The organism is Aeromonas sp. MdU4 (assembly GCF_041929505.1).
GTDB lineage: Bacteria > Pseudomonadota > Gammaproteobacteria > Enterobacterales > Aeromonadaceae > Aeromonas.
This window is the reverse complement of the sequence record NZ_JBHFMW010000023.1, coordinates 1-13466: the sequence shown is the minus strand read 5'-3', so window position 1 is coordinate 13466 and position 13466 is coordinate 1. Positions and strand designations below refer to the sequence as shown.

At 62.5% G+C, this 13466-nt stretch carries 9 protein-coding genes; 2 read left to right on the top strand and 7 right to left on the bottom strand.

The window, feature by feature from the left end; translation table 11 throughout:
* Positions 1-22 precede the first annotated feature (22 nt).
* From ACE1BR_RS12385 to ACE1BR_RS12355, 7 genes are all read right to left on the bottom strand, one after another.
* Positions 23-1693: an ABC transporter permease gene (locus ACE1BR_RS12385; protein ID WP_374870676.1), complete on the bottom strand. Its 1671-nt coding sequence runs from the start codon at positions 1691-1693 to the stop codon at positions 23-25.
* A complete protein-coding gene (locus ACE1BR_RS12380; protein WP_374870674.1) occupies positions 1693-2877 on the bottom strand; it encodes an ABC transporter substrate-binding protein in 1185 nt (394 codons plus the stop codon). Before ACE1BR_RS12380 ends, ACE1BR_RS12385 begins: the two co-directional genes overlap by 1 nt.
* Positions 2878-2897: 20 nt before the next feature.
* Entirely contained in the window at positions 2898-5051 is a 2154-nt protein-coding gene (locus tag ACE1BR_RS12375) for an FAD-dependent oxidoreductase (protein ID WP_374870672.1), read from the bottom strand.
* Positions 5051-5632 carry a carboxymuconolactone decarboxylase family protein gene (locus ACE1BR_RS12370; RefSeq protein ID WP_139395204.1) on the bottom strand — a complete coding sequence of 194 codons (582 nt, stop codon included), beginning with the start codon at positions 5630-5632 and terminating at the stop codon, positions 5051-5053. Before ACE1BR_RS12370 ends, ACE1BR_RS12375 begins: the two co-directional genes overlap by 1 nt.
* Positions 5633-5643: 11 nt before the next feature.
* Positions 5644-6318 carry a DUF1499 domain-containing protein gene (locus ACE1BR_RS12365; protein WP_374870670.1) on the bottom strand — a complete coding sequence of 225 codons (675 nt, stop codon included), beginning with the start codon at positions 6316-6318 and terminating at the stop codon, positions 5644-5646.
* A gap of 183 nt (positions 6319-6501) precedes the next feature.
* Entirely contained in the window at positions 6502-6780 is a 279-nt protein-coding gene (locus ACE1BR_RS12360; RefSeq protein ID WP_374870668.1) for a peptidylprolyl isomerase, read from the bottom strand.
* A gap of 56 nt (positions 6781-6836) precedes the next feature.
* Positions 6837-7211: a hypothetical protein gene (locus tag ACE1BR_RS12355; protein ID WP_374870666.1), complete on the bottom strand. Its 375-nt coding sequence runs from the start codon at positions 7209-7211 to the stop codon at positions 6837-6839.
* 523 nt (positions 7212-7734) lie between these two features.
* On the opposite strand from ACE1BR_RS12355, the gene ACE1BR_RS12350 reads away from it, so the two are divergent.
* Both ACE1BR_RS12350 and ACE1BR_RS12345 read left to right on the top strand, forming a co-directional pair.
* Positions 7735-9510 (top strand): autotransporter assembly complex family protein, encoded by a 1776-nt coding sequence (locus ACE1BR_RS12350; protein WP_374870664.1) that lies wholly within the window; start codon positions 7735-7737, stop codon positions 9508-9510.
* Complete coding sequence (locus ACE1BR_RS12345; RefSeq protein WP_374870661.1) at positions 9507-13292, top strand: translocation/assembly module TamB domain-containing protein; 3786 nt, start codon at positions 9507-9509, stop codon at positions 13290-13292. Before ACE1BR_RS12350 ends, ACE1BR_RS12345 begins: the two co-directional genes overlap by 4 nt.
* Positions 13293-13466: the final 174 nt, after the last annotated feature.

Below are 13466 nucleotides of genomic sequence, written 5' to 3'. Positions count from 1 at the left end.
TTGCCATGGTCATAGTCCATCGTCAGCGGGCGCCCTTGAGCGCCGGATTGAGTCGCGCTGGCAGCCAGAGCGCCAGCAGATAGATAACAAGCGGCAGCAGCAATTGCAGCAGGCCGTAGAGGCCCGCCAGCCGCCGGTTGAGGCCGCTGCCGATGGCCACCGCCTCGGTGGTGATGGTGACCACCCGACCTGCGCCAAACAGCAGAGTTGGCAAGTATTGGGCCAGGCTCACCGCAGCCCCCACTGCAAAGGCAAACAGTAGCGGTCGTGCCAGCAGTGGTGCTTTGACCTGCCACCAGGCTCGCCACGGCGCGGCTCCCAGCAGCAGGGCGCTCTGGGTGATCCGCGCGTCGAACTGGCGATAGGGGCCGTGCAGGCAGAGATAGACATAGGGAAAGACAAACAGCAGCTGGCTCCAGAGCACCCAACTCCAGCCGATTCCGTCGCCCCCCCACGTGAAGCTGAACCAGTCCACCCCGAGGCGGATGCCGAACAGCAGGCTGGCCTGCGGCAGCAATAGAGGCAGGCAGATGAGCCAGAGCGGCCAGGGGCGGCGGCCTGCTTGCGCTTCCAGACTCAACACCGCCATCACCAGTGCAATCACGCCGCTTGCCAGTGCCAGCAGGATGCTGGTCGTCAGCAGTGGCGACAGAGTCGGCAGCAGTTCGAGCCAATAACTGCCGCTCCACTGGCTTGGCCAGAGGGCGGGAAAGGGCCAGCGCCGGGTCAACGACCAGAGCAGCAATGCCCCCAGCACTGCCAGATTGATGGCGATCAGGGTCACCACGCTACTCGTGGCAAGGGTGCGGCCAAGAGCACTTGGGTTTGCTCGTCTGCCATCGAGCCAGCCGGGTTTGCCAAGGGCTTGATGGGCCAGTTCCAGCAGCCGCAACAGGGCCAGCAGCAGCGCAGTGATGGCGAGCAGCAGCAGGGCGCCGCTGGCGGTGACACCACGCCAGACAAGGTCAGGGGCCTGATACCAGAGCCACAAGCGGACGGCCAGCGGGGCAGGGAGATCGGGTCCGAGCAGTTGGGCCAGATCCACCACCGCCACCCCGTAGGCGGCCACCGCATAGAGGGGCAGACGCAAGGCGGGCCACAGCGCCGGCAGCAGCAGGCGCCACCAGATCTGGGGGGGGCTGAAGCCAAGGCTGGCCCCCAGCCACTGCTGGCGCGCCACCTTGGCGGGGTCTTGTGCACCGAGCGCCATCAGCAGCAGAAAGGGGGTCTCCTTGAGGGTCAGGGCGAGGATGAGGCCGAGCCCGGCGGGATCGCGCAGGGTCTGCCAGTCGGGAGGCAGTTCAAATCCGGTTAGGGTCGGCGAGAGCAGGCGCAGCAACCAGCCGGAGGGGGCGAGCAGAAAGGCAAAACCGATGGCAAAGGCGACGTGGGGCAGTGCCAGCAAGGGCGAGAGAAACCGACGCAGCCAGCCAACGGCCCGGCTGTCACTGTGGGCCAGCAGCAGGGCGGTTAGCAGCAGGCTGCTCAGGGTCGAGGCGGCGCCAATCCACAGGCTCAGCAGCGCCGAGTGCCAGAGGCCCGGTTGGGCCAGCAGCAATTGCAGATGGGGTCGGGTCAGCCCCTCAGCCAGCAGCTGCCAGCCCCCCGCCAGCAGCGGGAGGCCAAACAGAAGTGCGCACCCCGCTGTAAACAGGGGGCGCCAGCTGGGTGCTGAGCAGCCAAACCGGTTCATCAGTGGCCGTAGCGCTCGGCCCAGGCCGCTTCGAGCCTGAGCTGCCAGCTGGGATGGGGCTCTGCCACGGCCTTGAAGCGCAGTGCGGGTTGCCCTTTGGCGGAGTCCGGCAGGGCATCGGTTCGCAGCACGCTGGGATCACCCCAGTACGCCGGATCAGCCTTGCGTGTCTGAGCGGCAGGGCTTAGCAGGAAGTTGGCGACCACCTTGGCCCCCGCACGGGTGTTGGCGTTGAAGGGGATGGCGAGGAAGTGGCTGTTGGTGAGCGAACCTTTCGCCATGGCCACCGCTATCACGCTCGGAGGCAGGGTGCCGTTTTGTACCGAGCTTTGCGCCTCCTGCGGGTTGAAGCTGATGGCCATCGCCAGCTCGCCATCATCGAGCAGCTGGCGGGTTTCGGCGGCGCTGGCCGGAAACAGCTTGCCCTTGCGCCAGAGCGCCGGGTGTAGCTCATCCAGCCAGGCCCAGAGTGGGGCTGTGATCCTGATGAATTCGGCATCGGTCGCCTCCCGATAGAGAGGGGCGGGATCCGGCGTCAGCTCCAGCAAGATCTGCTTGAGGAAGCTGGAGCCGTGAAACTGGGGCGGCTTGGGATAGGTAAAGCGGCCGGGGTGTGCCTTGGCCCACGCAAGCAGGGCTGCCGCCGAGGTGGGGAGGCTGGTGACCTCTTCGCTGTCGACCATCAGATTGAGCTGGCCGATGCCCCAAGGGGCTTCCAGCCCTTCCACCGGCAGGGTGAAGTCCTCACTCACCGGCAGGCTGTTGTCTACCAGTGCCATGTTGGGCTGCTCCTGAGTAAAGGGGGCACCGAGCAGCCCCTGCTCCTTGAGCGCCTTGAAGTTCTCGCCGTTGACCCAGAGCAGGTCGATGGGGCCGCCAGCTTGCTTGCCCGCCAGCTTGTTGGCCAGCAGCTGGCTGACGCTCTGGGCGATATCGTCCACCTTCACCTGCACTAGCTTGACCTGATAGTCGCGCGCCAGCTCCTGGCCGGCCCACACCAGATAGGCGTTGATCTCCGGGCTGCCGCCCCAGGCGTTGAAGTAGACGGTCTGCCCTTTGGCCTCGTCGAGGGTTTGCTGCCACTGCGAGTTGTTAGCGGCGTTGGCCTGAGTGAAGAGGAGGCTGCCTGCCAGCAGGGGCAGGGTGCGCAGCAGTTGTTTGAGCGAGGGCAATGAGTGTCGCATCCGGGTTACCTGGGGTTGGGTCAGGCGCCGCGGCGCCAGCGGTGATAACGGGTCAGCAGAGCCAGCAGGGTGGCGGGCTGACGGGCCCGTCGCCACTCGCCCGCCAGATACTTGTTCCCCTCCATCAGGGTGGGGTAGGCGTGAATGGTGGCGAGGATCTTGCCAAGGCCGAGGCGGTGACGCATGGCGAGTACGAACTCGGCGATCCGCTCACCGGCGTGAGTGCCCACTATGGTGGCACCCAGGATCTGATCCTTGCCGGGGACGGTGAGCACCTCGATAAAGCCCTGGCGCTCGCCGTCGGCGATGGCTTTGTCCAGCTCGGCTAGTTCGAAGCGGGTCAGCTCGAAGGGAATGCCCTGCGCCTGGGCTTCTTTCTGGTTGAGGCCGACCCGGGCGATTTCTGGCGTGGTGTAGATGGCGGCCGGCATGACCCGATAGTCGGCCCGAAAGCGCTTGAACGGACTGAACAGGGCGTTGACGGCGGCGTACCAGCCCTGATGGGCAGCGGCATGGGTGAGCTGGTAAGGGCCCGCTACATCCCCCACCGCCAGAATGCTGGGGTAGTTGGTGGCAAGGAAGCCATCAACTGCAACCGTGCCGCGCGGCGTCAGCTCCACTCCCAGCTCTTCGAGTCCGAAGCCGCTGACGTTGGCCACCCGGCCCAGCGCCAGCAGCAGCTGATCCCCTTCCACCACCAACGTATCATCGCCCCGGCGCAGTTGCAGCCGGATGGGGAGATCCCCTTCGGCCGATGACAGATAGTCGGCTCGCTCGGCGCGCCAGCCGGTGAGCACCCGCACGCCATCTCTGCTCATCTGCTCGGCCAATGCGTCGGCCACCTCACGCTCCTCGCGGGGCAGCAGCTGATCCGAAAGCTCTACCAAGGTAACGGGTACCCCTAGTAGGGCAAAACTCTGGGCCAACTCGCAGCCGATGGGGCCACCGCCCAGCACCAGCAGCTGGCGCGGCGCGGTGCGCAGTTTCCAGAGGGTGTCGGAGGTGAGGTAAGGCACCTGCTCAAGGCCCGGTAGGTTGGGCACCAGCGGCCGGGCGCCGGTGGCGATGACGATATGGCGGCTGGCAAGGCGCTGGCCGTTCACCTCCACCTCCCAGGGAGAGACCAGCCGCGCCTCTCCTTCGATACACTCCACCCCAAGCCCCTGATAGCGCTCGATGGAATCGTGGGGCTCGACTTCCTTGATGACGCGGGCGACCCGCTCCATCACGGCAGCGAAATCGGCGCTGACCAGGCTTGGGCCAAAGCCCAGTTCACTGGCCCGGCGCTGCTCGGCGGCAAAGCGGGCGCTTCGGATCAGCGCCTTGGAGGGGACGCAGCCGCTGTTGAGGCAATCGCCCCCCATCTTGTGCTTCTCGATGAGCGCCACCTTGGCCTTCACCGCCGCGGCGATATAGCTGGTCACCAGGCCGCCGGCGCCGGCGCCAATCACCAGCAGGTTGTAGTCATAGTGTTTTGGCTTGCGGTAGGGGGCGTGCAGCCGATGCAGGGCGAGGCGCCGTTGCAGGCCCTTGAGCAGCATCGGCATCAGTCCGAGCAGGGTCAGCGCCACCATCAGACCGGGGGAGAGGATATTGCCGGTGCTGGTGAGGTTGGCTAGCTCGCTGCCCGCCAGCACGTAGACGAAGGTGCCGGGCAGCATGCCGAGCTGGCTCACCCAGTAGTAGGTGCTGACTCTGATGGGAGTGAGCCCCATCAGCAGGTTGACCAGAAAGAAGGGGAAGATAGGGATGAGGCGCAGGCTCAGCAGATAAAGCGCCCCTTCCTTCTTCATGCCGGCCTGCAAGCTGGCCAGTTTGTCGCCAAAGCGCCGCTCGACCCAGTCGCGCAGCAGAAAGCGGGCGCTGAGAAAGGCCAGGGTCGCGCCAATGCTGCTGGCAAAGGAGACCAGCAGCAACCCCCAGGCAACGCCAAACACGGCGCTACCCGCCAGGGTGAGCAGGCTGGCGCCGGGTAGGGAGAGGGCGGTGCTCACCACGTAGATGGCGACGAACAGCAGGGCGGCGCTGACGAAACGGCGATCGACCAGGGCGGCCAGCTCGGCCTGACGGGCTTGCAACTGGGGCAGGCTTAGGTAGTGGCCAAGGTCGAAGGCGAAAAAGGCGCCGATGAGGCAGCCCATTACCAGCACCAGCAGCAGGCGGGAGCCTCTCATCAGGCGTCCTTGTTATCCGGTTGGGCCGGACGCTCTGGCTGCACCGGCAGCTGGCAGAAGCCCTGCGGGGCGATATCGAGGGCGGCGTTGAACTTGGCCGACATGTTCTGGAAGGCGATGAGACCGGTCAGCTCCACCATGGCGTCGTCGTCAAACCAGGGCTTGAGGCGGGCGGCCTGCTCATCGCTGACTCCATCGAGGCCAGTCATCGCCTCGGTGTAGTCGAGCACGGCTCGCTCCCGCTCGTCGAACAAGGGGCTTTCGCGCCAGTTGGCCAGCGCCTCCACCTTCTCGCTGGAGCCCGCCCGCTTGATCAGGGTCATAGCGTTGATGTCGACGCAGAAGCGGCACCAGTTGAGCTGGGAGACTCGCACCGTCACCAGGGAGCGCAGCACGGGGTCGATGGGGGAGCGCTTGCGGTTGATGACTCCATAGAGAGTGGCGACGGCAGCAAACAGGCGCGGCGAGCGGCCCCAGCACTTGCCCGGAATGAGCACCTGACCGTAGTTGCGCTGTTGCAGCCAGAAAAAGGGGCGGATAAACCAGGCATATTCCCGGTCGGGTTTCACCTCGACGCGCATTGATGACCTTCTTATTGCTTCAAATTGGGTTTGTAGGCCTGACCCAGCCGCTCGTTGAGGCGGATCAGAAAATCCTCGATCCGTGCCCGATTGGTGCCCAGATCGCTCTGCCCCTGACGGGAGGCGGAGCGCATATCGATGCGGGTTTCGCTGGGTCCGACAAAGACTCGCAGCGCCACATCATCCTGAAAGCCGAACCAGCCGGTGGTGGCCACCGCATCGAGACCGTCCGGGCTTGGTCGCACCTGCCAGCCGAGCTGTTCCATCAGGGCATGGGCCTCGGTGATCACCTCGATCGGGGAGGCTTTGGTATAGAGAGGACCGGGTTTCCCCTCAAATGCTTTCAACGGGGCCGGATTAATCGGCAGATCCTGCGCCGTTCTGAGTTCGCTGGCCCAGCGCAGCAGGGGCGGGTTGTAGGGATCCGTGCTCACATCGTTGACCAGTGGCACGCGCAGCGCCTGTACCACGAAGGCCAGGGGCAGCAGCAGTGGCACGGCGCCCCAACCATTGGCGCAGCGGCTTTGGCTCCAGGGCAGGCGTACCAGCAACACCAGAGAAATAAGAGCTCCCGCCAGGCAGAGGGCGAACCCCAGCCACCAGGGCCAGAGATGAAAGCGGCTGCCAAGAGCCCCTGCCAAAGGGAGTAACCAGGCCAGCAGTGGCCACCTGTATAAGCTGGGCATAGCGCGGGATCCATCCTCGAAGTGCGGAACGTGCCGAGAAGAATAAACTTAATGGTCTGATAACGTTAGTAAATTCGTGTCTGGTCAAGGTGCTTTTGGCCCATGGGCCAAGGGTGACGGTAAAACAGCGCGAGGCCCGTTGCAAACGGGCCTCGCGGGAAGGGGTCACGCTGACGGGGCGGATCAGTTGCGATAGAGCACTTTGATAAGGTGGAAGCCAAACTTGGTGCGCACCGGCCCCAGTACCTTGAGCAGCTCGCCCTTGAACACCGCATCGTCAAAGGCCTTGACCATATCTCCTTTGTTGAACTCCCCCAGATCGCCACAGCGTTTGGCAGAGGCACAAGTGGAGAAGCGTTTGGCCATCTGGCCGAAGTCGGCGCCCTTTTCGATCTTCTCCTTGATCTCCAGACACTGTTTTTCGGTCTTGACCAGAATGTGTTGGGCACAGGCTTTTTTCATCGGGCGCTCCTCGGGTATTGGGGGGTTGGCAGATCGGGGGCGCAAGGTTACCTCAATTAACCGCGTCCGTCAGCCGCCAGCGCAGCTTTGGGACGGGCCTGCCAGATTATCTCCAGCCCGAGCAGGGCGTAAAGGCTCCAGATGGCCAGCGGATTGAGCCACGCGCCACCCAGCTGCAGAGTCATCAGGGCAGCCCCCGCCAGCAGCAAAGTGATGCCCGACAGACGCCAGTAGGCGGGTAGGGGGGCCAGCAGCGCCATCGCCAGCAGGATCCCGAGACCAAACGGCAGGTTGAGGGCGGTAAAGGCCAGCGCCTGCTGGCCGTTCATGCCTGTCAGCAGGGCCAGCAGGGCGCTGCAACAGGCGAGAAAGGTGATGAACTCGAGACGATCGGCAATATAGTCAGCCATCTGTTCGCTACGTGCATGCATGATGTGTCTCCTTTAATTACTGACTTCAAGTGTGGGACAGAGGAGCTGGCAAGGGGAGCGGGATAATTCGATTGCCCTGAACGAGCATTTCTTAATCACCATGCTGGTTTGCTGTGCTGGCGATTCATGGTTGCCGCGGGGGAGGGGGATGCAGTGACATGGGTGCCGACAAACCTTGTCGTGGGGGTGACCTTGTGGCGAGGATAATGGGATAAGTGGCAGATGAAGCCTGATACAAGGGATATTTCCTGACTGAGGGGGCGGGTTGCCACCCTCGGTGCAATGGGGTGTCGCAACTATCGCCAAAATGTGCGATTTGTGGCCAACCACTTAAAACATATGATGAATTTGCCAATAGTGCTGCGCTGTCGTTGGTGAGTGCCTATGTTAGGATAAGGTTCGCCATTTTTCTGGCGCGCATTGTTGTGCCACGGCTATGTCGCATAGCGTGTCAGGCGGTTTTTGAGCCGGGCTCGAAAGATCGTCTGTCTTCTTTACTTTATCAATTCAGGAATATTGACCTTTGACAGGATGCATTTCATCCCTGCTGGCGGGGAGTTTACTGCCTGGCCCTGCGTTTCGTCGCACTCTCATGGTGCTGGGATTGGGCCTGTTGCTGTCGCTGGTGGCTTCACCGGCATTTGCCGCCAAGCTCACCTATCAGATCAAGGGGCTGAGAGGAGATAACAAGGATAATGTCGAGGCCTACCTGAATGCGCTGCCAGTCTATCAGGAGCGCCAATATCGGCCAGCTCGCCCCAAGATCACCGAGAGCGTGCAAAAGGCGCTGCAGGTGTATGGCTACTATCAGCCCAAGATCACTCTAAGCCGCGACAAGAAAACCCCGTCCAAAGTCCTGATCGAGGTGGACAAGGGGGAGCCGGTCATCGTCTCCCGCCTCGACATCTTGCTGGAGGGGGATGCGGGTAGCGATGAGCGTTACAGCGAGTTACTGGATAAATTGCCCCTGAAAGAGGGAGATCCCCTCAATCATGCCAAATATGAGTCGATCAAGGCGGATCTGGGCAGTCTCGGGTTAGCACGGGGTTACTTTGACGCCAAGTTGAGCAAGAGCCAGGTCAAGGTGTTCCCGGACAAGGGGACGGCGGAGATCTTCATTTTGTTCGAGTCCGGTCATCGCTACCGTTTTGGTGAGATCCGCTACGACGCTACACCCGAAGCACTCCACCTCATTCGTCCCCTCATCAACATTCAGAGTGGTGAGCCCTATCTGGCGATCCGCCTTGCCGAGATGTCGCAGGATGTCTCCTCCACCAAGCTGTTTCGCCAGGTCGATATCAAGCCGGTGCTGAGCGAGGCGAGTAATTACCGGGTGCCCATCTCGGTGACTCTCGATAATCGGGTCGATCACGAGATTGAGACCGGTATCGGTTATGCCACCGACGTGGGGCCGCGGATGAGTGCCACCTGGGAGAAGCCCTGGGTCAACCGTTACGGTCACCGCCTGTTTGCGACCGCCAAAGTCTCCCAGCCGGAGGCTGAGCTCAGCTTCGACTATCAGATCCCGGTGGGTAACCCGCTGCGCGACTACTACTCCATCCAGACCGGTTACCAGTACAAGGACAACAACGATACCCGCGCCGATTTGGCCACCATAGGGGTACACCGCTGGACCAGGCGGCCGGAGAGTTGGGACCGAGACGTGTTTATCCGGCTGGAGAACGAGATCTATACCCAGGGCGCCGACGAGGGGAACAGCTTGCTGTTGATCCCCGGTATCTCCTGGTCGCGGCTGCGGGTGCGTGGCGGACTGGTGCCCGACTGGGGGGATCGCCAGCAGGTGACGCTGGAGTTCTCTGATCCCACCTGGGGTTCCGACATCAGCTTTATGCGGGTGTGGGGGCGCAGCAAGTGGCTGCGTACCCTGGGGGATGATCACCGCTTCCTGCTGCGGGCAGAGCAGGGGGCCATCATAGGGGACAGCTTCTCGCTGGTGCCTCCCTCTTTGCGTTTCTTTACCGGTGGTGATCAGACGGTGCGCGGCTTTGGTTATGAGAAGATCTCCCCGACCGGGCCGGATGGCAAGCTGACCGGCGGTCGCTACACCAGCGTCGCCAGCATGGAGTATAACTACCGCTTCAGTGAGAAATGGCTGGGTGCTCTGTTTGTGGATGGGGGGACCGCCACCAATGATTACAGCGAGCCCTGGAAGATCGGTACCGGTGTCGGTGTGCGCTGGGTGACTCCCATCGGTCAGGTCAGGCTGGATCTGGCGGTCGGGGTATCGGAAGAGGAGAAGCCCTTGCGGCTGCATTTCGCACTGGGGCCTGAATTATGATCTGGATAAAACGCATTTTCCTCTGGCTGATGGGCCTCATCTTCCTGCTGCTCATCGGCGTCAGCCTGCTGGGCTTCACCCATCAGGGCAACAAGTGGTTGTGGCAACAGGCCAAAGGAGCGCTGCCATCCCTCAAGGGGGAGCTGGTGGTCGGTCAGCTTGGCTATGGCTGGACCCTGGAAGGGGCGGGCTGGCAGGATGAGCTGGTGGATGTCACGGTCGATCGCGCCGTGCTCGACTGGGATCTCGGCAAACTGCTGCAGGGCAAACTCTGGATCAAATCTCTTGAAGTGACTCATCCGGTGGTGAATGTGGCTGACTCGGAGCCTGCCCCGGAAGAGCCGTCGGAGCCTTTTGTCTGGCATCCGCTGCCCCTCAAAATTCAGGTCGACAGCCTCAAGGTGGCTGACCTCGATCTGGCGGTACCCGGCGTAGCCGTGACCCTGGGGTCGCTCGATATCGGCGCCACTCTCAATCGCAAGGGACTGATCGTGCGCGGGCCCGTGCTCGACAAGTTGAGCGTGACCCTTACGGATGCTCCTGCCAGCACGTCAGCTCAGGCTGGCGGCAAGCAGGCAAGTATCCCGGCGGCCAAGAGTGCTGCAAAGGGGGAGCGCGACAAGGTAGCCAAGAGTGGTAAAGGCGCCAGTGACAAGGCCGCCAACGCAGAGCCCATCTCACTGCCCGCCATCCATCTGCCGTTCCCCATTCAGCTTGAAGGGTTGAGTGCGACCCGGGTGCAATACCAGCAGGGCGAGCTGGTCGAGGGTATCGACAAGTTGCTGCTTTCTGCCAGTGCCGTGGGCGATCGCATCGAGGTGCGCGAGCTGTCGCTGCGCCACGCTATGGCGGCTCTGGCGCTCAAAGGCAATATCCGGCTGGGGGATGACTATCCGCTGGCGGTGACCCTGGATGCCAAGGCGCGCAAAGGACTGCTCGATGGTGAGCTGCAAGGGGAACAGGCGACCCTGACCGTGGGCGGTTCGGTTGGCAAGTTGGGACTGACGCTGGCGGCCAAAGGGCCGGTTGCCGCCAACCTCAAGGGCTCTTTGGCCGCGCTCGACCCGGATCTTCCCTTCGATCTGGCCCTCGACTGGAAGAGCCTCGGCTGGCCACTGCATAAGCCTGCCAAAGATGAGCCGAACTATCGGCTGGATAAGGGAAACCTGACCGCCAAGGGCAAGCTCTCCGGCTATCAGTTTGCTCTCAATACCGCTGGCAAGGGCACCGATGTCCCCCCTTTCAAGATTGTGCTGGAAGGGAAGGGCGATCTGGAGCGGCTCAGCAAGATCGCCTTGCAGCTCAATGCCCTCAAGGGTGAGCTCAAGCTTGATGGCAAGCTTGCCTGGCACAAGGGGATCGAGTGGCAGGGGACGACCCTGTTCAAGGGGATCAATCCGGCCGAGTTGTTGCCCGAGCTCAAGGGAACCCTGGCGGGGGAACTGGAGAGCCGTTTCGCGATGAACGAGGCGGGCCACTGGGAGCTCAACCTGCCCAAACTCAATATCGACGGCAAGCTCAACCAGTATCCGCTGGCGCTCAAGGGTGAGCTGCGTGGCAACGACAAGATGGAGTGGCAGATCCCGGCGCTGGCGCTGCAAAGTGGCCCCAACCAGTTGCAGACCAAGGGAAGCATCACGCCTGCCCGTTGGCAACTGGATGCGACACTCGATGCACCTCAACTCGGCGGCATCTATCCCGGGTTGAAAGGGGATATCAAGGGACAGATGAAAGTGAGCGGCAACCAGCAGACTCCGAGAGTGGCTGCCGATCTGAGCGCTGGCCGCCTCTACTTTGCGGGAACCGATCTGAGTGGTATCACCCTCAAGGGCAATGGCGCGTTGGGGGGGAAACCTGCCGGCGAGTTGGCGCTCTCGGTTGCCGAGTTGACCCAGGGGGCCACCAAGCTGAGCCAGCTGCTGCTCAATCTGAACGGTGATTTCAACCAGCATCAGCTGACTCTGACTATGAAGGGCGACCCTGTTGCGGCCAACCTCAAACTGGCGGGGGGCATGCGTGGGGATCACTGGCGTGGTGCTCTCTCCGAGCTGAAGCTGAAGACCCCGCTGCGTCTTTGGGCGCTCACTTCGCCGTGGGATCTGGATGTGGATCTGCCGCGCCAGCGTGTGGCGATGGGGGATCTCTGCCTCGGTTCCCAAGGGGCCAGCCTCTGTGTGAAGAGAAGCCAGGTTTCTGCGGCGCAAGGCGCACTGGAGTTTGCGCTGGCCGGGTTTGACCTCAAGCGGTTGCGTCCCTGGTTGCCGGACAACTTCCGTTGGCAAGCGGTGCTCTCTGCCGACGGTCGAGCCAGCTGGCGCGGCAATCAGCCGACTCTCCATGCGGTGGTGCGCACCACGCCGGGCACTTTTGTCACCGATGATCTCAAGACCGAGTACCAGCAGCTGGCGCTGGGCCTGGATTTCGAGCGGCAGCAGGCAGCCATCCGGCTCGACTTCGCCTCCAAACAGATTGGTAATATCGATACCGATCTGCTGATCAAGGATCCAGCCGGTCGCGGTCTGCTCGGTGGTCAGCTCAAATTCGACGATCTGAAGCTCGACACCTTCGCACCGCTCATTCCCGAGGTACGATCCCTGCAAGGGGTCATCTCGGCCAATGCCCGTTTTGATGGCACCCTGGCAGCGCCACTGCTGTTTGGCCAGCTTAACCTGCGTGATGGCGAGGTGCAGACCCACTCCGATATGGTGACGCTGACCAAGCTGGTGACCCGCCTCAAGATCGAAGGCAACCGGGCTGAGCTCGATGGTTCCATGCTGGTTGGCAAGGGGCCGCTGGCATTGGGGGGCTGGCTCAGCTGGGCCAAGATGCCGGTGACCGGCAGCCTCACCATTCAGGGCAAGGAGTTGGAGGCGCAGTACCCGGGCATGGGCCGGGTGAAGGTCTCCCCCGATATTGCCGTGTCGCTGGGTGACGAGACCCGGGTGACCGGTCAGGTGGATATCCCCTGGGCGCGAATTCTGGTCAAGAGCCTGCCTGAATCAGCAGTGGCGGTCTCTGACGATGTGACCGTGGTCTATGACGATCTTCCCCCGCCACCCAAGCAGGCCAGCCTGCCACTGGCGATGAAAGTGGCGATCCGCCTTGGCAACGATGTGAAGCTGGAGGCGATGGGGCTCAAGACCGATGTGTCGGGTGGCCTCAATATCCGCCAGGATCCGGGCAAGCCGCTGGCGGGCAATGGTCAGCTGGTGCTCACCAATGGTCGCTTCAAGGCGTATGGCCAGAACCTGATCATCAAGGAGGGGCGGATCCTCTTCTCCGGTCCGCTCGACCGTCCCTACCTCAATATCGAGGCGTATCGTGACCCCGATACCATCGAAGGGAAGGTGACGGTCGGGGTGCGGGTGACCGGCCCGGCCAGCAAGCCGGAGATTAACGTCTACTCCGAGCCCCAGATGACGCAATCGGAACAGCTCTCCTACCTGCTGCGCGGCAAAGGGCTGCAAACCACCGGGGAAGATGGTGGCTTCAATGGTCTGCTGGTGGCGGGTGCTGTCAGCCAGGCCAATGGTGTGGTGTCGAGCATTGGCGAGTCGCTCGGGATGAGCGATGTCTCTCTCGATACGGCGGGCAGCGGCGACAACACCCAGGTGACCCTGTCTGCTTATCTGTTACCCGGCTTGCAGTTCCAATACGGGGTTGGGGTGTTCAGCCCCATCGCCGAGTTCAAGCTGCGCTACGAGGTATTGCCACGACTCTATCTGCAGGCGATGAGCGGGGTGGCTCAGGCGGTGGATATCTTCTATCGCTTCACCCTGTAACAGGGCAGGCATGAGAGTAAACGGGAGGCGCAGGCCTCCTGTTTTTTATTGCGCGATTGGCAGCAGGCAAACGGTGATAAAGGCACTGGAGTGCAGAGGATTAAGGAATTTGGTAGGCCAGAAATGCGAAAACCCGGCACAAGGCCGGGCTTTCTGAATGATGGTGGAGGGAGA